25 protein-coding genes and 1 pseudogene are annotated in these 24,934 nt (G+C 68.8%); 7 read left to right on the top strand and 19 right to left on the bottom strand.

The annotated features are described in order from the left end of the window. Nucleotides 1-3: 3 nt before the first annotated feature. The 3 genes from VEC11_RS07400 to VEC11_RS07390 are packed head-to-tail and all read left to right on the top strand — an operon-like array spanning nt 4 to nt 4,718. Entirely contained in the window at nt 4-1,275 is a 1,272-nt protein-coding gene (locus VEC11_RS07400) for a class I SAM-dependent methyltransferase (RefSeq protein ID WP_464129998.1), read from the top strand. Nucleotides 1,276-1,307: 32 nt separating this feature from the next. Next, nucleotides 1,308-2,978 (top strand): hypothetical protein, encoded by a 1,671-nt coding sequence (locus VEC11_RS07395; RefSeq protein WP_464129997.1) that lies wholly within the window; start codon nt 1,308-1,310, stop codon nt 2,976-2,978. Between the two features lie 30 nt (nt 2,979-3,008). Further along, nucleotides 3,009-4,718 (top strand): hypothetical protein, encoded by a 1,710-nt coding sequence (locus VEC11_RS07390; protein ID WP_464129996.1) that lies wholly within the window; start codon nt 3,009-3,011, stop codon nt 4,716-4,718. Here the strand turns inward: VEC11_RS07390 and VEC11_RS07385 are convergent. Genes VEC11_RS07385 through VEC11_RS07365 form a run of 5 tightly spaced genes read right to left on the bottom strand, consistent with a single transcriptional unit; the run spans nt 4,715 to nt 8,797 of the window. Next, complete coding sequence (locus VEC11_RS07385; protein WP_464129995.1) at nt 4,715-5,836, bottom strand: glycosyltransferase family 4 protein; 1,122 nt, start codon at nt 5,834-5,836, stop codon at nt 4,715-4,717. The two genes, VEC11_RS07390 and VEC11_RS07385, sit on opposite strands and share 4 nt — an antisense overlap. An 18-nt stretch (nt 5,837-5,854) precedes the next feature. Continuing rightward, entirely contained in the window at nt 5,855-6,514 is a 660-nt protein-coding gene (locus VEC11_RS07380; RefSeq protein ID WP_464129994.1) for a class I SAM-dependent methyltransferase, read from the bottom strand. Continuing rightward, the gene (locus VEC11_RS07375; RefSeq protein ID WP_464129993.1) at nt 6,511-6,903 is read right to left on the bottom strand and encodes a GtrA family protein; all 393 of its coding nucleotides are present in this window, start codon (nt 6,901-6,903) and stop codon (nt 6,511-6,513) included. Before VEC11_RS07375 ends, VEC11_RS07380 begins: the two co-directional genes overlap by 4 nt. Further along, nucleotides 6,900-7,595, bottom strand: a complete 696-nt coding sequence (locus VEC11_RS07370) for a class I SAM-dependent methyltransferase (RefSeq protein ID WP_464129992.1) — start codon at nt 7,593-7,595, stop codon at nt 6,900-6,902. Before VEC11_RS07370 ends, VEC11_RS07375 begins: the two co-directional genes overlap by 4 nt. Further along, a complete protein-coding gene (locus VEC11_RS07365; protein WP_464129991.1) occupies nt 7,592-8,797 on the bottom strand; it encodes a glycosyltransferase family 2 protein in 1,206 nt (401 codons plus the stop codon). Before VEC11_RS07365 ends, VEC11_RS07370 begins: the two co-directional genes overlap by 4 nt. Before the next feature lie 221 nt (nt 8,798-9,018). Here VEC11_RS07365 and VEC11_RS07360 point away from each other — a divergent pair, with 221 nt between their 5' ends. Further along, entirely contained in the window at nt 9,019-10,584 is a 1,566-nt protein-coding gene (locus tag VEC11_RS07360) for a hypothetical protein (protein WP_464129990.1), read from the top strand. Between the two features lie 21 nt (nt 10,585-10,605). Then, nucleotides 10,606-11,724, top strand: coding sequence for a glycosyltransferase family 2 protein (locus VEC11_RS07355; RefSeq protein ID WP_464129989.1), 1,119 nt, complete (start codon nt 10,606-10,608; stop codon nt 11,722-11,724). Here VEC11_RS07355 and VEC11_RS07350 read toward each other — a convergent pair. After that, nucleotides 11,630-12,349: pseudogene (locus VEC11_RS07350) on the bottom strand (class I SAM-dependent methyltransferase); the annotation flags it as partial. The gene VEC11_RS07355 and the pseudogene VEC11_RS07350 sit on opposite strands and share 95 nt — an antisense overlap. Continuing rightward, nucleotides 12,349-12,753, bottom strand: a complete 405-nt coding sequence (locus VEC11_RS07345; RefSeq protein ID WP_464129988.1) for a GtrA family protein — start codon at nt 12,751-12,753, stop codon at nt 12,349-12,351. The pseudogene VEC11_RS07350 and the gene VEC11_RS07345, both read right to left, overlap by 1 nt. A 92-nt stretch (nt 12,754-12,845) precedes the next feature. Between VEC11_RS07345 and VEC11_RS07340 the strand changes: the two genes are divergently transcribed. Further along, nucleotides 12,846-14,750 (top strand): AcrB/AcrD/AcrF family protein, encoded by a 1,905-nt coding sequence (locus VEC11_RS07340; RefSeq protein ID WP_464129987.1) that lies wholly within the window; start codon nt 12,846-12,848, stop codon nt 14,748-14,750. Here VEC11_RS07340 and VEC11_RS07335 read toward each other — a convergent pair. The 8 genes from VEC11_RS07335 to gluQRS form a co-directional block, all read right to left on the bottom strand. Then, complete coding sequence (locus VEC11_RS07335; RefSeq protein WP_464129986.1) at nt 14,747-15,364, bottom strand: MarC family protein; 618 nt, start codon at nt 15,362-15,364, stop codon at nt 14,747-14,749. The two genes, VEC11_RS07340 and VEC11_RS07335, sit on opposite strands and share 4 nt — an antisense overlap. Then, complete coding sequence (gene folD / locus VEC11_RS07330) at nt 15,361-16,248, bottom strand: bifunctional methylenetetrahydrofolate dehydrogenase/methenyltetrahydrofolate cyclohydrolase FolD (protein ID WP_464129985.1); 888 nt, start codon at nt 16,246-16,248, stop codon at nt 15,361-15,363. The genes VEC11_RS07335 and folD overlap by 4 nt, the downstream gene beginning before the upstream one ends. Next, nucleotides 16,248-16,553, bottom strand: coding sequence for a YggT family protein (locus VEC11_RS07325; RefSeq protein ID WP_464129984.1), 306 nt, complete (start codon nt 16,551-16,553; stop codon nt 16,248-16,250). The genes folD and VEC11_RS07325 overlap by 1 nt, the downstream gene beginning before the upstream one ends. Before the next feature lie 193 nt (nt 16,554-16,746). Further along, entirely contained in the window at nt 16,747-17,715 is a 969-nt protein-coding gene (egtD, locus tag VEC11_RS07320) for an L-histidine N(alpha)-methyltransferase (RefSeq protein ID WP_464129983.1), read from the bottom strand. Continuing rightward, a complete protein-coding gene (gene egtB / locus VEC11_RS07315) occupies nt 17,715-18,959 on the bottom strand; it encodes an ergothioneine biosynthesis protein EgtB (RefSeq protein WP_464129982.1) in 1,245 nt (414 codons plus the stop codon). Before egtB ends, egtD begins: the two co-directional genes overlap by 1 nt. A gap of 71 nt (nt 18,960-19,030) precedes the next feature. Then, nucleotides 19,031-19,588, bottom strand: coding sequence for a cob(I)yrinic acid a,c-diamide adenosyltransferase (locus tag VEC11_RS07310; RefSeq protein WP_464129981.1), 558 nt, complete (start codon nt 19,586-19,588; stop codon nt 19,031-19,033). A 10-nt stretch (nt 19,589-19,598) separates the two neighbouring features. Then, nucleotides 19,599-19,808 carry an HIG1 domain-containing protein gene (locus tag VEC11_RS07305; RefSeq protein WP_464129980.1) on the bottom strand — a complete coding sequence of 70 codons (210 nt, stop codon included), beginning with the start codon at nt 19,806-19,808 and terminating at the stop codon, nt 19,599-19,601. Nucleotides 19,809-19,818: 10 nt separating this feature from the next. Then, nucleotides 19,819-20,682 (bottom strand): tRNA glutamyl-Q(34) synthetase GluQRS, encoded by an 864-nt coding sequence (gluQRS, locus tag VEC11_RS07300; protein ID WP_464129979.1) that lies wholly within the window; start codon nt 20,680-20,682, stop codon nt 19,819-19,821. A 178-nt stretch (nt 20,683-20,860) separates the two neighbouring features. Here gluQRS and VEC11_RS07295 point away from each other — a divergent pair, with 178 nt between their 5' ends. Beyond that, complete coding sequence (locus VEC11_RS07295; RefSeq protein ID WP_464129978.1) at nt 20,861-21,427, top strand: HNH endonuclease; 567 nt, start codon at nt 20,861-20,863, stop codon at nt 21,425-21,427. A gap of 6 nt (nt 21,428-21,433) precedes the next feature. Here the strand turns inward: VEC11_RS07295 and VEC11_RS07290 are convergent, their stop codons facing one another. From VEC11_RS07290 to argH, 4 genes are read right to left on the bottom strand one after another with little or no spacing between them, the layout of a single operon-like run. Further along, complete coding sequence (locus tag VEC11_RS07290) at nt 21,434-22,387, bottom strand: zinc transporter ZntB (RefSeq protein ID WP_464129977.1); 954 nt, start codon at nt 22,385-22,387, stop codon at nt 21,434-21,436. Next, nucleotides 22,387-23,253, bottom strand: coding sequence for a UTP--glucose-1-phosphate uridylyltransferase GalU (galU, locus tag VEC11_RS07285; protein WP_464129976.1), 867 nt, complete (start codon nt 23,251-23,253; stop codon nt 22,387-22,389). The genes VEC11_RS07290 and galU overlap by 1 nt, the downstream gene beginning before the upstream one ends. Further along, nucleotides 23,250-23,549 (bottom strand): hypothetical protein, encoded by a 300-nt coding sequence (locus VEC11_RS07280; RefSeq protein ID WP_464129975.1) that lies wholly within the window; start codon nt 23,547-23,549, stop codon nt 23,250-23,252. Before VEC11_RS07280 ends, galU begins: the two co-directional genes overlap by 4 nt. Next, nucleotides 23,546-24,922, bottom strand: coding sequence for an argininosuccinate lyase (gene argH / locus VEC11_RS07275; RefSeq protein WP_464130030.1), 1,377 nt, complete (start codon nt 24,920-24,922; stop codon nt 23,546-23,548). The genes VEC11_RS07280 and argH overlap by 4 nt, the downstream gene beginning before the upstream one ends. Between the last annotated feature and the right edge of the window lie 12 nt (nt 24,923-24,934).

Genomic DNA, 24,934 nt, shown 5'->3' with positions numbered 1-24,934 from the left:
CATATGTGGCTGCTTGATAAGATGCTGAAGAAGCTCATCAAGAAGGGTGAGCTGATCGTCACCAACCATGACGGGAAGGAATATCGCTACGGCGCGCCCGACCCCAATCACGGTCCGGTCCGGGCCCGGCTGACCGACAAGGGCGCCGCCTGGCACATCGCCAAAGACCCGCGCGTCGGCGCCGGCGAGGCCTATATGGACAAGCGCCTCGTTATCGAGCCGCCCAGCGACATTCGCGACCTCGTCCTCCTGATCCGCTACAATGCGCCCTTCGAGAAGCCCGGCGCGCTGAAGCCCAAGGGGCCGATCACGCGCAGCGCCAATTTCATCACCGGCAAGCTCGACCAGATCAACTGGCGCAGCCGCTCGCGCCGCAACGCCGAGCATACCTACAACCTCACCCGGCGGCTCTACGAGCTCTTCCTCGACGAGGACCGGCAATATACCTGCGCCTATTATCGCGACCCCACCGACAGCCTCGAACAGGCCCAGCTCGACAAGAAGGCGCACATCGCCGCGCGGCTGAACATCAAGCCCGGCATGAAGGTGCTCGACATCGGCTGCGGCTGGGGCGGCCTCGCTCTCTATCTGCACCGCCATTATGGCTGCGAGGTGCTCGGCATCGCGCTGGCTCCCGACCAGATCGAATTCTCCAACGAGCGGGCGAAGGCGCTCGGCGTCGACGACAAGGTGAAGTTCGAGCTGCTCGACTATCGCGACGTCGAGGGGCAGTTCGACCGGATCACCAGCGTCGGCCTGATCGAGCATCTCGGCACGCCGCACCATGCCGGCTTCTTCGCCAAGACCTATGAGCTGCTGAAGCCCGACGGGATCATGTTCTCGCACTGCTGCGGCCGCATGGGCGGGCCCGGCCTGACCGACAAATGGACCCGCAAATATATCTTCCCGGGCGGCTATATCCCGGCTTTGTCGGAGCTGGTCACCCAGGCGGAGAAGCACCGCTTCATCGTCACCGACGTGGAGGCGGTGCGCTACCATTACGCGCTGACGCTCGAGGAATGGTATTACCGGACCATGGCGCATCAGGCGGAGATCACCGAGCTCTACGACGAGCGTTTCTTCCGCATGTGGCAATTCTACCTGGCCGGCGCCGAAGCCGCCTTCCGCTATGGCGGGCTGGTCAACTGGCAGCTGCAATATGTGAAGCGCCGTGACGCGATTCCGATGACCTGGGACTATATGTTTGAGGAAGAGCGCCGGCTGCACACGCTGGACGAGGCGCCGGAATGGCATCTCAGCCGCGCCGCGGAATGACCTCGGAGTGCGACAGCCTCCGGCTGTCGCGAATGCTGCTGAAGACCGGCGCCGGCACGTTGCTGGCCGCAGGCTTGTGTCTGGCGCTGCGCGGCAACAATCTCGCAGTGCTGTTCTTCCGCACGCAGGATCTCGCGATCCTCATCGCCGGCGCGTCGCTCCTGCTTCTGCTTTCCTGGCGGCTGCCCGCGCTGGCGCCGATACGGGTCAAGCCGGCCTTCGTCGTTGTCGCGGCGGCGCTGTTCGCCTTGCTGGCCGCCTGGCTCGGGACCTGGCTTGTGTTCGGCGGCTACGCGCTGACGCGCGACGAAATCTGCGCCGATTTCGACTCCCTCATCCTCGCCACCGGCCGACTCTACGAGGCGATCCCGCCGGAGTGGCAGGGCTACAGCCACGCCCTGATGCCGCGATTCATGCTGCCTCTGTCGCCGGAGGTGGGCTGGCTCTCCGCCTACCTCCCCGGCAATGCCGCGCTCCGCGCGCTCGGTCAGCTGAGCATCGGCACCCAGTGGATCAATCCCTTACTCGCCGCGCTCTCGGCAGGCGCGCTCTACCGGATCGGCCTTCGGCTCTGGCCAGGGGCCAAAGGCACGGCTCTGATCCCGGTCCTGCTGCTGGTCAGCTCCGCCCAGTTCCTGACCATGGCGATGACCTCCTACGCCATGGCCGCGCATCTGGCGGTGAACCTGCTCTGGCTCTGGTGCTTCCTGCGCAACGACAAGAGGGGCGATGCCGGCGCGATCCTGTTCGGCTTCCTCGGTACGGGCCTGCATCAATTGCTCTTCCACCCCCTGTTCGCATTTCCCTTCCTCGCCCAGCTCTGGTTCGCAGGGCAGCGACGGCGCGCCCTCCTCTATCTCGCAGCCTATGCGTTGATCGGGCTGTTCTGGGCTTCCTACTGGCAGATCGTCCTTGCCGGCACGGATGCCGGTGCGGGCGCCGCCGGGGGGTCAGGCGGCCTGTCCTTCCTGATCGCCAGGGTCCTGACGCAGCTGCAGGCGATCGACCTCGCCGGCTTCGGGCTGATGGCGCTCAATCTCGCGCGCTTCGTCTCCTGGCAGAACATCCTGCTCCTGCCCCTCGCCTTGCTTGCCTGGCCGCTGATCCGCCGCGGCGAAGGCGTGGCGCGTCCGCTCGCCGGCGGCATCCTCCTCACCTTGCTCGCGATGGCGATCCTCCTGCCCTGGCAGGGCCACGGCTGGGGCTATCGCTACCTGCACGGGTGCATCGGCAGCTTCTGCCTGCTCGCCGGCTATGGCTGGAAGGCGCTTGCCGACGGCCCGGCCGCGGCGCGCCTCCGCGGCGCGCTTGCCGCCGGGACGCTCGTCAGCCTCGCATTGATCCTTCCCTGGCACCTCCGCCAGGCGCATGATTTCGTCGCACCCTACCGCGCGGCTTATGCCGCGATCCGCGCGAGCCCTGCCGAAATCGTCCTCGTCGACGATGCCGGGCTGCTCTTCGCCGAAGATCTGGTGCGCAATGCGCCCGATCTCTCCAATCGGCCCAAGATCGTCTACGTCGTATCCCTGCCCGCGCCCCAATTGGCCGCGCTCTGCCGCAGCTTTCGGGTCGAGCGGTTCGGGGTGCGGGAGGGCCTGGCGTTCGGCATCCCGCCCGGCGGCGAGCCGGACCTGGCGCGTGCGGCGATGCTCGACCGGCTGAACTGCGGCCCGCCGGTGGCGACGCCGCGAGTCGGGCGGTGAGCGCGGCGGCGAGATCGGGGAGCAGCGACCATGCCTGAGCTGATCGCGAAACCCGAAGCTGCGGACCGGCGGCTAGGCGCGGCCCTGAGGGCGGCCGCGGCGCTGATTCTGTTGTCGGCGGGCGTGATGTTCGTGCTGTTCCGCCATGGCGGCTTCACCGTCGACCTGTTCCGCCAGGACGATCTGCCCGCCCTGATTCCGGCCGGCGCGCTGCTCCTCGCCCTGGCGGTTCGCCCTTTGGCCTTGCCCGGCTTGCGGCTCGGGCGACCGGCGATGCTCCTCCTTGCCCTGGCGCTTGCGGTGCTGGCCCTGGCCTTCGCCGGGACGTGGCTGATCTTCGGCGATTTTGCGGTGACGCGGGACGAGATCCTCGCCGATTTCGACGCGGCCTTCATCTCCCGGGGCATGCTGATCGCCCCGGTGCCCCCCGAGTGGCAGGCCTTCGCCGGCGCGTTGATGCCCGATTTCATGTTGCCCATCCCCAGCCAGGCCGGCTGGCTGTCGGCCTATCTGCCCGGCAACGCGGCGCTGCGGGCGCTTGCCTCGCTCACCGTCGGGGAGGAGTGGACGAACCCCATCCTCGCCGCCGTCTCGGTGCTGGCCGTCTATCGGATCGGCCGCCGCCTCTGGCCCGAAACGCCGGGCCCTGCGCTCGTCGCAGCTTTGCTGATGGCGAGCTCAGCCCAGTTCCTGACCATGGCGATGACGCCCTATGCGATGAGCGCGCATCTCGCCTTCAACCTCCTCTGGCTCTGGAGCTTCCTCCGCGAAGACTGGAAGGGGGACGTTGGAGCGCTGGCCGCCGGCTTCGTGGCGACCGGCCTGCATCAATTGCTCTTCCACCCGCTCTTCGTCCTGCCCTTCGTGGCGCGGATGTGGTGGACGGGCCAGCGGCGGCGCTGCGCGGTCTATTTGCTCGCTTATGCCATGATCGGCCTGTTCTGGGCCTGTTACTGGCAGCTGCTCCTCGCCGGATCGACCGCCATGGGCGGTCAGGCGGGGGCGAGCGGGCTCCCCTATCTGCTTGCCCGCCTGGCCGACCTGCTCGGCTCGATCCAGCCCTCGGCGATCGCGCTCACCGGGTTCAATCTCCTGCGTGCGCTCTCCTGGCAGAACGTGGTGCTGCTGCCCTTCCTTATCCTCGCCTGGCGCGCGGTCCGGCGCGGCGAGGGCATCGCCCGGCCGCTGGCCGCCGGACTGCTGCTGACGATCGCGGCGATGATGCTGCTGCTGCCCTGGCAGGGGCTGGGCTGGGGCTATCGCTATGTGCACGGCCTGATTGGCAGCCTCGTCCTCCTCGCCGGCTATGGCTGGAACACGCTGGTCGCCGAAGGGCGCCGGCGGGAGTTCGTCCTGGCGGCCGGCTCGGCGATGAGCCTTCTGCTCATTCTGCCGATGCACCTGCAGCACGCCGCGGAATATGTGGCGCCGATGCGCCGCGCCTATGCGATGATCGCGCGCTCGCCTGCGGATGTCGTGCTGGTCGACTGGCCCTGGGGCATGGCCAACGACCTCGTCCGCAACGCGCCCGATCTGTCGAACCGGCCGAAGATCCTGGCCGGCAACCGGCTGAACGCGGCCCAGGTCCGCGATCTGTGCCGGCGCTATCGGGTCGAGATTTTCGACGTCCGTCACGGGCAGCGCGCCGGCCTTCCTCCCGCGCTTCCCGAGGGCGCGCAAGCCCCGCCCTCGGCGGTTCAGGCGGCCCGCTGCGGGACGCCGCTTCCGCTCGGCGACTAGGTCAGCGCCCGGATCGCGGCCTCGTAACGCCGGGCCACGCCCTCCCAGGAATAACGATCCCGCGCGAAGACGGCCGCGCCTGGATTGGCCGGGGCGGCGAGCGCCGCATCAAGCGCGGTCGCAAAGGCGGTTGCCGTGGCCTCGGGCCGGTTGAGATCGACGGGAAGGCCGGTGAGGAAAGGCGCAGCCGCGGGATCGGCGCGCGCGCTTTCGGCGCCGCACAGGATCGGCAGGCCGCTCGCCAAGGCTTCCTGCACGACCAAAGGATAGCCCTCGCCGACGCTTGGCAGCACGAAGGCGTCGGCGGCGCGGTAGAGGCTGGCCAGCCGCTCCCCCGCCAGTCCTTGGCGTACTGCGACATTGGAAAGGCCCCAGCCGGCCGGATCGATCGGCCCGCCGCCGGCGAGGACGAAGAGGACGTCCGGCCTGGCCGCAGCGAGCGCGCGCAGCACGTTGAGGCCCTTCTTCTCGACGAAGCGGCCGACGAACAGGGCGACCGGACCGTCGGCGGCCAGCGCGTGCGCCGCCCGGGCCGCAGCCTTCTCGCCCGGCCCGGCGGGGCGGAAAAGCCCGACGTCGACACCGTTGAAGGCGAGGACCGGCGGCCGTCTGAAGCGGACGCCCTCGAAATAGGCGGCGGTGGTGCCGCTGATGAAGATCACCTGGTCGGCTGCCTTCAGCATCGGCCGGCTCACCATCCGGTTGGCGAGCCCCATCACGCCGCGCATGATCCGGCTCCGGAAGGGGATGGCGGCGATATGCTGGACCAGCAGAACCGGCTTCCCCCGCCGCCGCGCCGCGCGCAGCGCCGCAACCGAGGTCGCATAGAGTGCGTCATGGATGATGACCGCGTCGCATTCGGCGACCGCCCGGCCCAGCCTGCGCAGCGCTCCCGGGCTCGGAATCGGCATGGGCAGGCCGGTCAGCCGCTCGATAGTGTTGACGCAGCGCAGCGGCACCGGCTCGGCCGTGTCCGGCGCGGGCGGCGTATCGCTTTCGCTGGCCGCCCAGATCGTCTCGTGCCCCAGCGCCTTCAGCTGCCGGTTGAGCTGGCCGGCGACGCGCTCGATGCCGCCGCCATGCTCCTCGTAGAAATGGGTGACGGTAAGCAGCCGCATCCTGTCCGCCGATCCGCGCTAGCCGCGCTCCCAGCGCATCGTGATTTCCAGGCGGTTCGGGAACAACCAGGCATAGGGACCGTGCCGGTAGCGCGACGCCCGGCCGGTCTCGGCGATCCGGTAGCCGGACGCGGCGGCGAGCGCCCGCCAGTCCACGGCGGTCAGATAGTCGGCCCGGACCATGCCGCCGAAGGGGATGTTGCCGATGAAGTCCAGCGCCGACAGCCGCGCATGGTCCAGCCGCCCCGCCGCCTCATGGTCCTTGATGTAGAGCGGTCCGTCCACGACCCGCGCGATCTCGCGGAACAAGGCCGGGCGGACCGGGACCGGGATGTGATGGATCACGTTGTTGAGGGTCGCCGCGTCGAAGCTGCCGTCGGCATAAGGCAGCCGCGCGCCGTCATAGGTGGCGACCTCGATGGTGAGGCCGGGGCAGAAGCGGTCGACGACGTCGATCGCCGTCACCGAATCCACCGGGAAGAGATCGTGTATGCACTGGCCGATCACGCCGGTGCCGCCGCCGATATCGAGCAGCCGGCGGTGCGGCCCGCGCCAGAGCGAGAGCAGGCTGTTCAGCATCACCGTCTGATAGCCCGGGCGCTTGTGCCGGTAGACGGCGAGGTGCGGGCTGAGGCTCGCGGCGACCTGGTCGGTCGAGACGGTGGGCGCCGGGCTCATGCGGGACGCCCCTGCCGGCGGCCGCCGAGAATCGCCCAGCGGCTCGCGAAGAAGTTGACGACCAGCAGCACGAGGGTCGCCGCCGGCGACGCCGCCGCCATCGGCAGGTGCAGCGAGACGAGGAACAGCCAGAGCAGGACGATGGTGAGCGGGACGTTGGCGGCCATGGCGACGGTGTAGCGCAGCAGGCTGCGCGCGTCTCCCGCGACCGCAAACGTGTAGCGGCTGTGCAGGAAGAAGCCGAGCAGGACGCAGAGGCAGAAAGAGAGCAGGACCGCCACCGGCATGACGATGCCCGCCGCGTCCCCCGCGATCATGACGAGATTGTGCGTGACCATGCAGGCCGCCGCGGTCAGCGCGTAACGCGAGGCGAGCGGCGGCCGCCTCATGCCGGCGCCTTCACGCAGCGGGTGACATAGATGCAGCCATTGTCCCGGCGGAGCTGGGCCGGCGTCATCCGGTCCTCGAGCAACGCCCGCAGGTTCATCAGCACGGCCAGCGACCCGGCCAGGAAGCGGCCGAGCACCGGCACGCGCCGGAGGAAATGCGCATAGCCTGCGAGGCGGATCAGGGTGGTGGTGGCGAGCGGCCCGACGATCGCCTCGATCTCCTCGACCCGGAAGCCCCGCGCCTCGATGTCCGCGACGAGCCCGGTGCGCGTCCAGCGCCGGTGATCCTCCGGATGCGGATGATAGAGCCAGGTGCCATGGGTCGAGAGGAACAGGGTTCCGTCCGGCTTCAGCACCCGTCCGGCCTCGCCGAGATAGAGATCGAGATCGCGGACATGTTCGAGCACCTGGACGGAGAGCACCGCGTCGATGCTTGCATCGGGCACCGGCAGGCTGCCGTCCCGGCCGATCTCGACCGCCGCGCCGGCGCCGAAATCTGCGCCGACATAGACCGCCCCCTGCTGCTCGACGAGCAGGCGGTAGGGCATGGAGCCGCAGCCGAAATCGAGAAGGCGGGCGCCCCGGGTCAGGCGCTTCAGCTGGACTTCCAGCGCCGCGGCGAGACCGCGCAGCATCAGCCAGTCCGTGTCGCGGAGCCGGGGGGCCGAGCGCCTGGCCGTCTCCGCGGTCATGCCGTGGGCGCCTCCGCGCCTTCCTGCCGTGCCGAGCCCCGGTCCTCGCGGACGAAGCGCGGCGCATGGCCGCTGAGGATCGCCATGGCGAAGCCGCCGAGCACGGTCTGCAGGCCGACGGCGCCCGCGACCGCCGTGAGAACCAGCGGGAGGACGCTTGGGAGTGAGGCGAAATTGTCGGCCGACCAGCGCCAGCCGATCGCGGCGAAGCCGAGGATCGAGGCCGCGATCAGGACGAGGCCCACGCTCAGCATCGTCTCGAGATTGAGCAGGGGCGCGATTCGGCGGACGGAGGGACGCAGCAGGCGATAGCCTTCGCGAACGCCGTGCAGATGCATGGCGAGCGCCATGATCGCAGCGAAATGGCCGCAGGTGACGAGGAAGCCGGCGACGATCGTCCAGCTCGCGCCGAACGGGCCGGGGCCGGCGAACAGGCCGAAGAAATGGAGCAAGGCGACGGCGAGCACGGTCAGCCCGAGGCCGATGGCGGCGAGGCCGGGGACGCCGAAGGTCCAGGTCGGGCTCAGCATCAGCAGATAACGCAGGTGCCGCCAGCCGTCCCGCCAGGGCCGGAGATGCGGCGGCCGGTCGCGCAGATCGGGCGACAAGGTGGCCGGAACCTCGGCGATCCGAAACTTCCTGAGGCTGGCCTTGATCACCATCTCGCTGGCGAATTCCATGCCGCCGCTGTTCAGCCGGAGCGCGAGGAAAGCGTCGCGGGTAATCGCGCGCAGCCCGCAATGAGCGTCGTCGATCCCGGAGCGGAAGAACAGATTCAACAGGCCGGTCAGCGCCGGATTGCCGATATAGCGGTTCTTCCAGGGCATGGCGCCCCTGGCGATGCCGCCCTGGAAGCGCGAGCCCATGCACATGTCGGCGCCGTCGACGAGCGTCCCGACCATCGCCACCGCCTCGCGGAAATCATAGGAGCCGTCGGCGTCGCCGAAAATGATGTAGCGTCCCTGCGCCGCGATGCCGCCGCCGATCAGGGCGGCGCCATAGCCGCGCTCCGCGACCGGCGCGACCCGCGCGCCGAGCCGGGCGGCGATCTCCTGGCTGCCGTCGGTGCTGCCATTGTCGGCGATGACGATCTCGCCTTCGAGACCGTGGCGCTCCCGGATCATCGCCAGCGCTTCCCGCGCGTTGGCGATGCAGACGGGCAGGCAGCCCGCCTCGTTCAGGCAGGGCATGACGATGCTCACGTCATATCGATCGACCCGGGCCGCCGAAAACTGTTCCAATGCCTCGTGGCGCATCGCCGGCTCCTCGCTGTCGAAGCCGGGATAGGTGCCGGGGGTTAGCAAAGTGTTAATCAGGCTCGTTCATCTTTCGGCAGGGGGCCGCCCGCGCCGCCGACCAATTTTCTGTTGCGCTTTCACCCGATTGCAGGAAGTCAGGCGACAGGGGATTCTTCTTCTTCGCCATGCATCCGTCCGAGCATTTCCCGACAGCACAGGAACGCGACGCCTTCTGGGAGCGGCGGATCGTGCTGTTCGCCCTGCTGGTGCTTTCGGCGGTCCCGCTCGTCTGGCCGAACGTGCCGCCCTTGCTCGATCTTCCCGGCCATATCGGCCGCTATACCGTGCAGCTGGAGCTCGCCTCCTCCCCGGAGCTGCAGCAATATTACACCTTCCAGTGGCAGCTGATCGGCAATCTGGGCGTCGACCTGCTCGTCCAGTGGTTCGCGCCCATCTTCGGGCTGGAGCCGACCGTGAAGGTCATCGTCCTCGCCATTCCGGTGCTCACCGTGGCCGGGCTGCTGTGGGTGGCGCACGAGGTGCATGGGCGGATCCCCCCGACCACGCTGTTTGCTCTGCCCTTCGCCTATAATTTCCCCTTCCTGTTCGGCTTCGTGAACTTCGCGCTGGCCCTCGCTCTGGCCTTGCTCGCCTTCGCGCTCTGGCTGCGGCTGGCGCGCAAGGGCCGGTTCGGTCTGCGCGCCGCCTTGTTCCTGCCCATCTCGGTCCTGCTCTGGATCGTCCACGCCTTCGGCTGGGGCACTTTGGGCGTGCTTGCCTTCTCGGCCGAACTCGTCCGCCAGCACGACCATGGCCGCTCCTATCCCGCCGCCGCCTTCTGGTCGGGCGTGCACTGCCTGGCGCTTGCGCCGCCCTTTGCGCTGATGCTGCTCTGGCGGAGCGAGGCCGGGGGCACGACCGGCGACTGGTTCAACTGGTCCCGCAAGTGGGAATGGCTGACCAGCGCCCTGCGCGACCGCTGGAAATGGTTCGACCTCGCCTCTATCGCGCTGGTGACGGTGATCATCTTCGGCGCCTTCGCCGTTCGGCGCGTGACCTATTCGCGCAACATGTTCGCCTCGACCCTTTTCCTGATCGCGGTGTTCGTCCTGCTGCCGCGCATCGTCTTCGGTTCCGCTTATGCCGATATGCGGCTCGCCCCCTATCTCTTCGCCATCGCCCTGGTCGCGATCCGGTTCAAGCAGCCGATCAACAGGAAGCTGTTCAATGCGGTGGGCATTGCCGGCCTCGCCTTCTTCCTCGTCCGGACCGCCGGCACCACGATCAGCACCACGCTCTACGACCAGCGCTACGACCGCGAGCTTGCCGCGCTGGAGCATGTCCCGCGCGGGGCGAGGATGGTGAGCTTCGTCGGCCGGCCCTGCGTCGAGAATTGGGCGATGACCCGCCTGCTCCACCTGCCCGCCCTCGCCATCACCCGCCGCCACGCTTTCTCCAACGACCAGTGGACGATGGCCGGCGCGCAACTGCTGCAGGTCGTCTACCGGCCGGGCTGGCCCTATATTCGCGACGCCTCGCAAGTGGTAACCGCGCGGCGCTGCCGGGGAGAGGTCTGGCGCACGCTCGACATGTCGCTCGCCACCTTCCCGCGCGACGGCTTCGACTATGTCTGGATCATCGACCCGCCCGAATATGATGCGCGGCTGACCGGCGGCCTCATCCAGGTCTGGCGCGACGGACGCAGCGTCCTCTATAGGGTCGACCGCTCGGCCGGGCTTCCGGCGGAGTGACGCCTCGCCTAAGGATCCTTCATGTCTCCGGTGCCCCTTTCGATCGTGGTCCCCTGCTACAATGAGGAGGGGTGCCTCACGGAGCTGCACCGCCGCCTCAGCGCGGCGGCGGCGGCCGTGGCGGGCGACGCCTATGAGATCGTGCTGATCAACGACGGCTCGCGCGACCGCACCTGGCCGATGATGCAGGGACTGGCCGAGCAGGACCCGCATCTGGTCGCGATCAACCTCTCGCGCAATCACGGCCACCAGCTGGCGCTCACCGCCGGCCTCGACCTCTGCGCCGGCGAGCGCATCCTGATCATCGATGCGGACCTGCAGGACCCGCCCGAATTGCTCGCCGACATGATGACGGCGATGGACGAGCAGCAGGCGGACGTCGTCTATGCCGTGCGCCGCGCCCGGGCCGGCGAGACGGCGTTCAAGCGCGGCACCGCCAAGGCCTTCTACCGCATCCTCTTCAAGCTCTCCGAGATCGAGATCCCGCTCGACACGGGCGACTTCCGGCTGATGAGCCGGCGCGCGCTCGACGCCCTTCTGGCCTTGCCCGAGCAGGCGCGCTTCATCCGCGGCATGGTCGCCTGGGTCGGCTTCAGGCAGGTGCCGATCCTCTACGACCGGGCCGAGCGCCATGCCGGCGAGACCAATTATCCCCTGCGCAAGATGCTCCGCCTCGCCGTCGACGCGATCACCGGCTTCTCGACCGCGCCGCTGCGCTTCGCCAGCCATGTCGGGCTCTGGCTGGTCGCCGCCTCGATCCTGCTGATCGGCTATATCGGCGTCGGCTTCTTCACCGGCAGCGCGATCCCGGGCTGGACCTCGCTGATGCTGGTCGTCGTCATCCTCGGCGCGGTGCAGATGTTCGTGCTCGGCATGATCGGCGAGTATCTCGGCCGGGTCTATGTCGAGGCCAAGCGCCGCCCGCTCTACATCGTCGCCGAGATTGCCGGCCATGCGGGCGGGCGGCCCGGGCTCGGCCATGTCGCCCGGCAGGCGCCGGTCAGCGCGCTGACCCAGAATCCCCTGGACCAGGCTCCCCGGGAACCGACACGATCGCCGCCAGCGAAACGCCGGGCGTCATCGGCAGCCGGCCGATCGCGTGCCGCTCAAGCGCAAAGATCTTCCCGAACAGAAAGTTGACCGGCTTCGGCGGCATGGTGTCGTCGCCGCCTTCCTTGCCGAACAGCCGCCCGGCCAGCCGCACGCCCGCCGCCACGGGGAAGAGCAGGCTGTTGAACCAGCGCAGCATGTCGAGCCTGAGGCCCGCGGCCGCGATCACCGCCTTCAGCGTCCGGCGCGTGTAGCGGCGCTTGTGGTGGTTCACGACGTCGTGCGCGCTCCACATCCAGGGATGGGCGGGCACGGTGATCAGGATCCGCCCCCCGGGCTTCAGCTTGGCGGCGATGCCGGTGAGCGCCTCGCGGTCCGCCTCGATATGCTCGAGCACGTCGAGGATCGCGACCAGGTCATAGGCGCCGTCCGCCACGCCTTCGAGCGCCGGCAGCGGGCTCGCCATCACCGGCTTGCCGAGCCGCTGGCTGGCGATGGCGCGCGCCCCGGCGTCGATCTCGATCGCGTCCACCTCGCCGAAGCGGCCCAGCATCGGCAGATTGTGGCCGGTCCCGCAGCCGATCTCCAGGATGCGCGCGCCCTTCGGCAGGTCGATCCGCCGGCGGATCAGCCGGTCGAGAATGTCGCGGCGGGCGACATACCACCAATGCTGCTCGTCCAGCTTCGCCATATTGTCGTAGACGCTGCGCTCCATCAGGCGAACACCCAGAGGCGGTTGAGCGAGAAGGTGACGAGCGGGGTCACGAACAGGATCGGGACGAGCGGCCACCACCAGGGGCCCGCGAGCATGTTCGGCGCGGTCAGGATGAACACGAACAGGGCGTTGAGGCCGAGGCTGACCAGGCTGACGACGAAGAAGCGCGAGGTGGTCCTGGCGGTGTTGTCGCGCGTCCCGTGATCCCTGAAGCTCCAGCGGCTGTGCAGGACGTAGCCGGTGACCATCGCCACGAAATAGCCGGCCAGATTGGCGATCTGCGGGGTGACGATCCCGAGCCCGGCGAGCGGCGAATAGACGACCGCATAGAGGCCCGTGACGAAGCCGCCGACCAGCCCGAAGCGGATCAGCTGGCCGATGATCGTCTTATGTTGCTCAACCAATTGCTTCATTTTGAACGCTGACGGCCCCCGCTTGCCCTTTGAGGCGGAGCGACTAAGGCCCTTCGTAAGGGATGGAAAGAAAAGAAACGCTTATGCCGGGTGACGCGGGGGCGCCGTTCAAATTCGTGGATCGGCAATGGCGCTGGTGGACGGCGCTCTTCTGGCTTTGCCTCGCCGCCTGGATGATCTGGGAAAATTGGGCCCGAATCCGCGGCTTCGGGCTCGGCGACACCGACGACAATATGCGGATGATGCAGGTCCGCGGCCTGCTCGAGGGACAGGGCTGGTACGACCTCCAGCAGCATCGCCTGGCCGGCTCGAACATCCACTGGTCCCGCCTCGTCGACCTGCCGATCGCCGGGCTGAAGCTGCTCTTCACGCCCTTGTTCGGCGGCAGGACGGCCGAGACGATCGCCGTCACCGTCGCGCCCTTGCTGCCGATGCTGGTCGCCTTCTGGGCGGTGGCGCTGACCGCGCGCCGGCTGATTTCCCCTTATGCCTATCTGGTCGCGATCGCCTTCCTGGCCTGCGGCGGCTCGGTCATGGGCATGTGGCAGCCGCTCCGGCTCGATCATCATGGCTGGCAGCTCGCCTTCCTCGCCTGGACGATGGCGGCGCTCACCGATCCGAAACCGCTCCGCGCCGGCATCACGCTCGGCGCGGCGACCTCGCTCTCGCTGATCGTCGGGCTGGAGATGCTGCTCTACCTCGCCCTCGCCGGCGGCATCGCGGTCCTGATCTGGGTGCGCGACGGCGAGCCGCGCCGCCTGTTCGCTTATGGCGTCACTCTCGCGGGCGGCTGCGCCTTTGGCTATCTGGTCTTTGCCTCCGAGGCGAACAGGCTGCCCGTGTGCGACGCGCTGTCGCCGGTCTGGCTCTCCGCCATGGTGGCGGCGGGCGCCGTCGCCGCCTTGCTCGCCAGGGCGAATCCGGGCAGCTGGCGGAAAAGGCTCGCGATCGCCGCCCTGGGCGGCGTCGTGATCGCGGTCGCCTTCGCGCTGGTCTGGCCGCATTGCCTCGGCCGGCTCGAGCAGAGCTCGCCGGAGCTGGAGCGGCTCTGGCTCTCCAAGGTGCGCGAGGCCATGCCGATCTGGCGGCACGGATGGAGCACGGCGGTGATCACCCTGACCCTGCCCTTTGCCGGCCTGGTCGGCGGCCTCGCCATGCTCCACGTCACGAACCGCGAGGCACGGCAGCCGGCAGGCTTCGCCCCGGCGGTCGAGCAGGACCGCCCGCTCGTCCAGGGCGACGATCCCCGCGCGCCGTTCCTCCGCTGGCTCGCCATCACCCTGCTTGCCCTGCTCGGCACCGGCCTGCTCGCCTGGCAGACCCGCGCCGGGCCGGCGGCGCAGCTGCTGAGCGCGGTCGGCGCCGGCGCCTTCGCCTGGATCATCATCACCTGGGTGATGAGCTTCAAAAGGATGATCGTCCGGGTCGCCGGCGTCGCGGTCGCGCTCGTCGTGGTCGTCGGGCTCGCCCAGGGCTGGGTCACGAAACTGGGCGGGCCGGCGGAGCCCGTGTCCAACTATCGGCGCGACGTGAACCTCGCCAACAGCCGCTGCCCGACGCTCTGGGCGATGGGCCCGATCCAGGCCCAGCCGCGGGGCATGGTGATGACCTTCGTCGATCTCGGCCCGCGCCTGATCACGGTCACCCATCATGACGCCATTACCGGCCCCTATCATCGCAACGCGCAGCAGATCGTCGACGTAATGCGCGCCTTCCGCGGCACGCCGAATAACGCCCGGGCGACGGCCGAGCGCTACCATGCCGATTATCTCCTGATCTGCCCGATGATGTCGGAATCGACCATCTACCGGGCCGAGGCGCAGGGGGGCTTTTACGACCGGCTGTCACGGGGGCTGGTGCCCAACTGGCTGACGCCGGTTCCACTGCCTGCCAATTCGCCGTTCAGGATGTGGCGGATCGTGCGCACGGCACCGGCCGAGCCGGACATTCCCCTGCCGGCACCGTTCACAGGGGCGCCCCGCCGCTAGAAGAAGCTGCGCCTTATCCCGTCGATCACGAACTGGACGGCGAGGGCGGCGAGGATCACGCCGAGCAGGCGGGTGATCATCGCCTCCATCTTGTGGCCGAGCAGCCGCATCAGCGGCCCCGCGAGCAGCAGGCAGAGGAGGGTCAGAACGAGAGTCGCGCCGAGCGCGCCCCAGACGACGAACTTCTCCGTCCAGGTGTCGCTGCGCGCCATTTGCAGCATCACCGAGGCGATCGAGCCGGGGCCGGCAATCATCGGGATCGCCATCGGGAAGACCGAGACGTCCTCCTGCTTGTCCTCGACCACTTCCTCGGCCCGGTGCTCGCGCCGCTCGGTGCGCTTCTCGAACACCATGTCGACCGCGATCAGGAAGAGCAAAAGCCCGCCCGCGATGCGGAACGAATTGAGGCTGATGCCGAGGGCATGGAGCAGGTCGCGCCCGAGCAGGGCGAAGAAGATCAGGATTCCCGCCGCAATCCCCACCGAGCGGAAGGCCATTGCCCGGCGGTGCTGCGGCGTCGCGCCCTTGGTCACGCTGGCGAAGATCGGGGCGCAGCCCGGCGGGTCGATCACCACCAGGAAGGTGACGAAGGCCGAGACGAAGAGCTCGATCACAGGCCGGCCGGCGCCGTCAGCCCGGCGCGGGCAAAAGCCGCGACCACGGTATTGCGCAGCAGCACGGCGATGGTCATCGGCCCGACGCCGCCGGGCACGGGGGTGATCGCGCCGGCGACTGCGGCAGCGCTCGCGAAGTCGACGTCGCCGACCAGCCTCGTCTTGCCCTCACCGGCGGCGATCCGGTTGATGCCGACGTCGATCACGGTAGCGCCGGGCTTCAGCCAGTCGCCGGTCACCATCTCCGGACGGCCGACCGCGGCGACGACGATGTCGGCACGCCGGACGACGCCGGGCAGGTCCCGCGTCCGGCTGTGCGCGATGGTGACCGTGCAGCTCTCGCGGAGCAGCAATTGCGCCATCGGCTTGCCGACGATGTTCGAGCGGCCGATCACCACCGCCTCGAGGCCGGAAAGCTCGCCCAGCCGGTCCTTCAGCAGCATCAGGCAGCCGAGCGGCGTGCAGGGCACCAGGCCCTCCTCGCCGACCGCGAGCCGACCGGCATTGACGACGTGGAAGCCGTCCACGTCCTTGTCGGGGTCGATCGCCGCGAGCACGGCCTTCTCGTCGATCTGCGGCGGCAGGGGCAGCTGGACGAGGATGCCGTCGACCGCCTCGTCGGCGTTGAGGCGGCCAATCAGGGCGAGCAGGTCGTCCTGCCCCGTCGTTGCATCGAGTCGATGCTCGAAGCTCTCCATCCCGGCCGCCAGGGTCGCCTTGCCCTTGGAGCGGACGTAGACGGCGCTCGCCGGATCCTCGCCGACCAGCACGACGGCGAGGCCCGGCGCGCGGCCCGTCGCGGCCTGGAAATCCGGAACGGCGGCGGCGACGCGTTCCCTGAGGCCCTCGGCGAAGACCTTCCCGTCGATCGTCGCCGCCGTCATCACATCGTTCCGGAAAGGACCAGATCGCGGGCCACCCCGGCCAGCAGGATGCGCAGCACGTAGATCAGCAGCAGGACGACGACCGGCGAGAAGTCGAGCCCGCCGAAATCGGGCAGGATCTTGCGGATCGGCGCGTAAAGCGGCCGCGTCAGCCGGTCGAGCGCGTTGAAGAAGGTGCGGACGAAATCGTTGTGCGTGTTGATCACGTTGAACACGACCAGCCAGGACAGGACCGCCTGGATGATGATGATCCACCACAAAACCTGCAGCAGCACGTCGACGATCTGGAACAGGGACAGCAGCATGATCTCTCCGGCACAAGCGTGGTGCGCAAGCTGTAGCGGGGGGAGTCAGGGGGAGCAATGGGACCGGACGGCAAGGAAACTCACCGTTCGCCCCGAGCCCGTCGAAGGGCTGACCTTCTTTTGGACGGATTGAAAAAAGCAGGGCTCCGACTGGCTCAGCCCGAACGGTTCCTGCCGGGAATCACCAAATCCCTCAGGGTGCAAATCGGGCCGGCTCGGCCTCGGCGAGCAGGATCGAGAACCATTGCTGCTCGTCGGTCCATTCGGCGACCACGCCCCAGCCGGCGGCGCGGAGCAGGATGCGGCTGTCGCGATGGCCGTATTTGTGGCTGTTCTCGGTATGGATCGTCTCGCCCTGCCTGAAAGCGAAGCGCCGGCCGGAAACCGGGAAGGCGACGTCGCGCACCGCCTCCAGATGCATCTCGATCCGGCTGAGCGCGTCGTTCCAGATCGCTTTGTGCCGGAAGGCGTCGACCGGGATATCGCCGTCCAGTTCGGCATTGATCCGGTGGAGCAGGTTGAGGTTGAACGCCGCGGTCACCCCCGCCGCATCGTCATAGGCGCGGATCAATATGTCCACGTCCTTGATCCGGTCCATGCCGATGACGAGGCGGGCGCCCTCGCCGAGCGTCTCCTTCATCGCGCGCAGCAGGTCGACGGCGCTGCGCGCGACGAAATTGCCGATCGTGGAGCCGGGGAAGAAGCCGAGCTTGGCGACGTCCCGCACCGCGCCGGGCAGCTCGAACGTGCGGGTGAAATCGGCCTCGACCGGCAGGATGGGCAGGCCGGGAAAGGCGCTCTGCAGGCCGGCCGCGCTCTCGCGCAGGAAATCCCCGCTGATGTCGACGGGGACATAGGCGGCGGGCTGGACGGCGCGGAGCAGGATCGGCGTCTTGGCCGAGGAGCCGGAGCCGAACTCGATTACCGCCTCGCCGCTGCCGACCTGCGCCGCGATCTCGCCGCTATAGCGCTCCAGCAGGGCAGTCTCGGTGCGCGTGGGATAATATTCGGGGAGGCGGGTGATCTCCTCGAACAGCTCGGAGCCGCGATGATCGTAGAACCAGCGCGCCGGAATCGCCGGGATCGGCGCGGCGAGGCCGGCGAGCACGTCGGCGCGGAAGGCCGGGTCAACGCTGCGGACGGCAGGGTCGATATCGGCCATCAGGCGTCCCGCGCCAGGCGCAGCCCGGAATACATCCAGCGCTGGTGAGGATAGAAGAAATTGCGGTAGCTGGCCCGGACATGGCCGCGCGGCGTCGCGCAGCAGCCGCCGCGCAGGACCATCTGCGAAACCATGAACTTGCCATTATATTCCCCGACCGCGCCGGCGGCCGGCCGGAAGCCCGGATAGGGAAGATAGGCGCTGCCGGTCCATTGCCAGACGTCGCCGAACAGCTGCCCTTTGGCCGACGGCAGCGGGCGGACCGGGCCGGCCGCGTCGAGCTGGTTGCCGGCCTGCGGATCGAGATCCTCGGCCGCCGCCTCCCACTCCGCCTCGGTCGGCAGCCGCGCGCCGGCCCAGCGCGCATAGGCGTCCGCCTCGTAATAGGAGATATGGCAGACCGGCTCGGCCGGATTCACGGGCCGCACGCCGTCCAGCGCGAAACGCCGCCAGCCCTCGTCCCCGCCCAGCCAGTAGAGCGGTGCCTCGATCCCTTCGGCCTGCACCCAGGCCCAGCCGTCCGCGAGCCAGAGCAGGGGATTGGCATACCCGCCATCGGCCATGAAGGCCTGCCATTCGGCATTGGTGACCGGCCGGTCGGCGAGCTGGTGCGGATCCAGCCAGACCCTGTGGCGCGGCCCTTCATTGTCGAAGGCGAAGCCGTCGCCCGCATGGCCGATCTCGACCAGCCCTTCCCGTCCGGGCAGCCAGCCGTGCGGGAGCGGCACCGCCGCCGGCGCCGCCGCCTCGGCCGCCCAGACCGCGGGCCGCAGCGGATTCTCGAAGAAGGTCGCGGTCAGGTCCATCAGCATCAGCTCCTGATGCTGCTGCTCATGGTTGAGCCCGAGCGTGATCAGGTCGGCGGGCAGCCGGTCGATCGCCGCGACCAGCGCCGCGTCCACGGCCGCGCGCCAGGCCCGGACCTCGTCGAGCGACGGCCGCGCGATCATCCCGCGCCGCGCCCGCGGATGGCGCTCGCCCTCGCCCTCATAATAAGAGTTGAACAGATAGGCGTAGCTTTCGTCGTGCAGCCTGTAGCCCGGCAGATGGTCGCGCAGCACGAAAGTCTCGAAGAACCAGGTCGTGTGGGCGAAATGCCATTTGGCCGGCGAGGCGTCGGGCATGGGCTGGAGGCTGGCGTCGGCGTCCGAGAGCGGCGCCGCAATGTCCAGGCTGAGCTGGCGGACGGCCGCATAGGCGCCGGCCAGGCTGTCGCCGGTCGCATTGCGGACCTGTGTCGCCATTGCCTTCCTCCCGTTTTCGGGCCGTTAACGCAAAGCGCAATCGAGCGCCAGCACAAAAGGTGAACAGACGATCACCCGCCGCGCGTCGCTCCCGGTTCCCAGAGGATGTCTCCGCCCTGCTCTCGCGCCAACCAACGCGCGAGCACGAACAAATGGTCCGAAAGCCGGTTCAGATAGCGCAGCGCTTCGGGGCTGAAGGACGACGCGGCGGCCACGGTCGCCCGTTCCGCCCGCCGTACCACGGCGCGGGCGAGGTGGAGCTCGGCGCTGCCGCCGGCGCCGCCCGGCAGGATGAAGCTGCGGAGCGGCTCGAGCGCCTCGTTCATCGCGTCGATCTCGCGCTCCAGCCGGTCGATCTGGTCCGGCTGGATGCGCAACGCGCCCGCCATGCCCGACGGGGTGGCGAGATCGGCGCCGAGATCGAACAATTCGTTCTGGACGCGGCCGAGCATGGCGCGCGCCTCGTCATTCGCGATCGCGCGCAGGGCGACGCCGATCGCGCTATTGGCCTCGTCCACGTCGCCGATCGCGGCGAAGCGCGGATCGGCCTTGGAGGCGCGCGATCCGTCGACCAGCCCGGTCTCGCCGGCATCGCCGGTCCGCGTGTAGATCCTGTTGAGCCGGACCATCGCCTTCGGCTCAGCGTCCGCCGCTGCTGCTCATGACGGCGAGCAGGGCAATGGCGAGCAGGATGGTGATCGCCTGGAACATCACCCTTTTCTGCATCAGCTGCTGCGAGCGCTGGCCGGTAATGTCCTTGCCCTGGGCCATGCCGATCACACCCCGGACCAGCACGAAGAGCGTGGCGAGCGCGCCGAGGACGATGAGGATGACGAGGAAGATTCTCATGCGCCGCCCTTTACGCCTGCGGCAGCGAATAGCCACTAGGCAATTGGCCCCGGCGCAGGGCAGCCACGAGCATAGCCGGATCCATCCCACCGGCCCGGAGGTCCGCGAGCGTCGCCGCGCCATGCCTTTTGGCGAGACGCCCGCCTGCGGCGTCGGACAGCAGGCCGTGATGATGATAACGGGGCACGGGCAGCTCGAGCAAAGCCTGGAGCAGGCGGTGGATATGGGTGGAGACGAACAGGTCGCGCCCGCGCACCACGTCGGTCACGCCCTGGTCGGCATCGTCGACGGTCACCGCGAGATGATAGGAAGCGGGGGCGTCCTTGCGGGCCAGCACCACGTCGCCGAGCGTCTCCGGCAATGCCGCCACCAGCTTCCCGTCATTGGACCAGGTCAGCGGCCCGGTCCGCGCCGCCGCCCTGGCGACGTCCAGCCGCCAGGCATGCGGTCTGGACAGATCGGCGCCGGCGAGGCCCCGGCAGGTTCCCGGATAGAGCGGCCCTTCGGGCCCGCCTGTCCCGGCTTCCGATCCGGGATGCGGCGCGGCGACCGAGGCGGCGATGTCCGCGCGGGTGCAGAAGCAGGGATAGACGAGGTCCATCTCCTTCAGCCGCCCGAGCGCGGCCGCATAGAGGTCGAGCCGCTCGGACTGGTAGACCATGTCCGCATCCCATTCGAGGCCGAGCCAGAGCAGGTCCTCGATGATGCCATCGACATATTCGGCCCGCACGCGCCCGGGATCGATATCCTCGATCCTGAGCAGGAAGCTCCCCTCCCGCTCGCGCGCGAAATCATGGGCGCGAAGGGCCGAATAAGCGTGGCCCAGATGCAACCGTCCGGTGGGAGAAGGCGCGAAGCGGGTGACCGGGTGCATGCGGAGTCTTGACGCAGAGTCAGTGGGATGGTGTCATGAGCGCGTCACGCAAGGTGGCGATTGCGTGGCGGACCAGGAGAGGACGGCCGAGAGCCCGGTCTCCCGCGTTCTGGGTGCGACAGGTGTCGGGGGCTGCGTTTCTCGGAGGTGATCTCCGTGAAACGGGAGCTTGTGGGCCTTGTATCATCCCGACCTTCTCCGGCACCCTGAAGGCTGTCCAGCGCTTGTGCTGAACGCCGATTATACGCCGCTCAGTTACTACCCGCTCAGCCTGTGGCCCTGGCAGACCGCCGTCAAGGCGCTCTTTTTGGAGCGGGTGGATATCGTCGCGACCTATGAGCGCGAGGTGCATAGCCCGAGCGTCGCGCTGAAGCTGCCGAGCGTGATCGCTTTGCGACAATATGTACGCCCCAGCGAACATCCGGCCTTCACCCGGTTCAACCTCTTCCTGCGCGACCGCTTCCAGTGCCAGTATTGCGGCTCGCTCGACGAGCTGACTTTCGATCACGTCGTTCCGCGCGCCCAGGGCGGGCGGACGACCTGGGAGAATGTCGCCACCGCCTGCGCGCCCTGCAACCTCCGCAAGGGCGGCCGCACGCCGCTGCAGGCCCGCATGCGCATCCGCCACCATCCCTACCGGCCGACCAGCTGGCAGCTGCAGGAGCATGGCCGCAGCTTCCCGCCCAACTACCTGCACGCGAGCTGGCGCGATTATCTCTACTGGGACATCGAGCTGGAGGCGTAGGGGCGGTTATCGCCGCAGCCAGTTCCGCCAGCGGAACCAGAGCAGCACCGAGATGCCGACCAGGGCGCAGAAGATCACCACGCCCCAGAACGACCAGTGGCTGTGGGCATAGGGTATGCCTTCGACGTTCATCCCCAGCAGGCCCGTCACGAAGGTGAGCGGCAGGAAGATGAAGGCGACGACCGAGATGTAGAGCGCGCGCTGGTCGGTCTGCTCCGCCCTGAGGTCGGTGATCTGCTCGTGGAGCAGCGCCGCGCGTTCGCGCACCGCCTCCAGCTCCTCGGCCATGCGCGCGAAGCGGTCGGCGGCCTCGATGATGTGCAGCTTGTCCTCGTCGGCCAGCCAGTCGAAATCCTGCCCGGCCAGCTCGCGCAGGGCGTCCCGGTCCGGCGCCACGAAGCGGCGGAAGCTGATCGCGGCCGAGCGGATCTCGGTGATGTCGCGCCGCAGCCGGAAAAGATGGTTGGGCGCGAGGTCGCTCTCCACATCGTCCAGCCGGTCGCCGAGCGCCGAGACTTCGGGATCGAGCTGGGTCGAGATCGCCCAGGCGAAGGCCGCCACGAGATCGCCGCTGTCCCTGATCTTGCCCGCCTCCATCTTGCGGACCACCTCGGGCAAGGCCGTTATCGGCCGGCGGGAGAGCGAGACGACCTTGGTCGCCGTCACCCAGAGGCGGATCGAGACCAGCCGGTCGCTGTCGGCCGGGTCGCAATCGCCGGGGCCGCGCAAGTTCAGAATCGCGCCATCCTCGATCCGGTCGCAGCGTGGCCGGGTCTCTGTCGCGGCAAGGGCGCCGGCGGCGACGTCGGGAATGTCGGGCTGCGTCTTGATGAAGGCCAGATCCTGTTCGTCCCGGCCCTGCAGGTGCAGCCAGACGAACCCCGGTCCCTGATAAAGCGCTGCCTCCTCGGCGCTCAGCCGTCGGACCGGCCCGTCGCACGAGACGAGGGCGCCCTCCATCAGCCGCCGCCTGTTTCCGCGAGAAAGGCGCGGATCGCCGGGGCGAGGTCGTCCCGGGCCAGACCCAGGGCGAGATTGGCGAGGACGAAGCCCCTGGCGTCGCCGCAATCGTGGCGTTCGCCGTCGAAGGTGACGCCGTGGAAGGGCTGCTCGCCGATCAGCGCGGCCATGCCGTCGGTCAGCTGGATCTCGCCGCCCGCGCCTTTGCCGATCTGCCCCAGGATCGGCATGATCTCCGGCTGCAGGATGTAGCGGCCGACGACGCCGAGATTGGACGGCGCTTCCTCCGGCTTCGGTTTCTCGACCAGCCCCATCACCTCGGTCAGCCGCCCGTCGCGCGCGCCGGGCGTGATGATCCCGTAGCTCGCCGTCCGCTCCGCCGGCACTTCCTGCGCGCAGACGATATTGCCGCCGACCCTGCCATAGGCCTCGACCATCTGCGCGAGGCAGCCCGGCTTTCCCACCATCAGATCGTCTGGCAGCAGCACGGCGAAAGGCTCGTCGCCGACGATCTCGCGCGCGCACCAGACGGCATGGCCGAGGCCCAGCGGCGCCTGCTGACGCACCGAGACCACCGCCCCGGCCGGGAAGCGCGTGCCGGCGAGCGGATCGAGCGACTTGCCGCGCGCGGTCATGGTCGCCTCGAGCTCGTACGAAATGTCGAAATGATCCTCGAGCGCGCCCTTGCCCCGGCCGGTAACGAAGATCATCTGCTCGATCCCGGCCTCGCGCGCCTCCTCAACCGCATATTGGATGAGCGGCTTGTCGACGACCGGGAGCATCTCCTTCGGCATCGCCTTGGTCGCCGGCAGGATGCGCGTCCCCAGCCCGGCGACGGGGAAGACGGCCTTGCGGACGGGCTTCATTGGTCGGGCGCGTCCTGGCTGTTGCTGGCGCCGTCCGTATCGACCGGAATGTCGCCCGGCGGGAGGTCGAAGCGGTCGTCCTCGCGCTCCTCGGAGCGGCGGAGCAATTCGTCGACGCGGCCGGGCCGGCCGATCGGCGGCGGCGCGAGCAGTTCGTCCGTGGTCATCGCCCTTGGCGCCATGGCCGGCGCCGGCGGCATCGATTCCCCGGGCGCGGGGCGCAGCGGCTCGCGCAGGCCGCAGGCGCCGGCAAGGAGCGGGAGGAGGAGGGGCAGGAGCGTCTTGGTGGCCCTCATTCGTCCATTCCCAGCACTTTCCTTGCGGCCTCGATCCGTTTCTTCACGCAAGCCGGGGCGGTCCCGCCGAAGCTCGTCCGGCTCTTAACCGATGCGTCGGGCGAAAGCACATTGAAAACACTGGCTTCGATCCGCTCGTCGACGGACCGGAGCTCGTCCAGGCCCAGCTCCCAGAGTTTCTTCCCCGCCCCGTCGGCGAGGCGGACGGCGCGCCCGGTGATATGATGCGCCTCGCGGAACGGCACATTCGCCTCGCGCACCAGCCAGTCGGCGAGATCGGTGGCGGTGGCATGGCCGGCCTCGGCCGCAGCGCGCATCCGCCCGGTGTCGAAGGTCACGCTCTCGACCATCCCGGTCATCGCTGCAAGGCTGAGCGTCAGCAGATCGTGCGCCTCGAAGACCGGCTCCTTGTCGTCCTGCATGTCCTTCGAATAGGCCAAAGGCAGGCCCTTCATCGTCACGCTGAGCGACGTCAGTGCTCCGAGAATCCGCCCCGCATGGCCCCGCACCAACTCGGCCGCGTCGGGATTGCGCTTCTGCGGCATGATCGAGGAGCCGGTGGAGAAGCTGTCCGACAGGGCGACGAAGCCGAACATCTGGCTCGCCCAGAGCACGAACTCCTCGGCCAGCCGCGACAGATGCAGCGACGCCTGCGCCGCCGCCTGCAGATAATCGAGCGCGAAGTCGCGGTCCGACACGGCATCGAGCGAATTGGCGGTCGGCCGGTCGAAATCCAGCGCCAGCGCGGTCGCCTCGCGGTCGATCGGGAAGCCGGTGCCGGCGAGCGCGGCCGAGCCGAGCGGGCATTCGTTCATCCGCACGCGCGCGTCGGCGAAGCGCGACCGATCGCGCCGCAGCATCTCGTAATAGGCCATCAGATGATGACCCAGGGTCACCGGCTGGGCCGACTGGAGATGCGTGAAGCCGGGCATCACCGCGCTGACATGCTCCGCGGCGCGCGTCACCAGCGCGCGCTGCAGCGCCGCCAGCCCGGCATCGGCCGCGTCCATTGCGTCGCGCACCCAGAGCCGGAAGTCGGTCGCCACCTGGTCGTTGCGCGAGCGGGCCGTGTGCAGCCGCCCCGCCGCCGGCCCGATCAATTCGGCGAGCCGGTGCTCGACATGCATGTGGATGTCCTCGAGGCCCTCGTCCTCGGGGACGCCGTGCAGCTGATATTCGTCCTCGATCCGGTCGAGGCCCTCCTCGATCGCGTCGGCGTCGGCCTGGCTGACGATGCTGTTGGCGGCGAGCATCGCGACATGAATGCGGCTCGCGGCGATGTCCTGGCGCCAGAGCCGCTTGTCGAAGCCGATCGAGGCATTTATCTCGCGCATCACCGCGGCGGGACCCTCGGCGAACCGCCCGCCCCACATGGCATTGGAGTC

Source organism: Allosphingosinicella sp. (assembly GCF_035626655.1).
Classification (GTDB): Bacteria; Pseudomonadota; Alphaproteobacteria; order Sphingomonadales; family Sphingomonadaceae; genus Allosphingosinicella.
The sequence above is the reverse complement of the archived record's forward strand: the minus strand, read 5'-3'. Positions and strand labels throughout refer to the sequence as shown.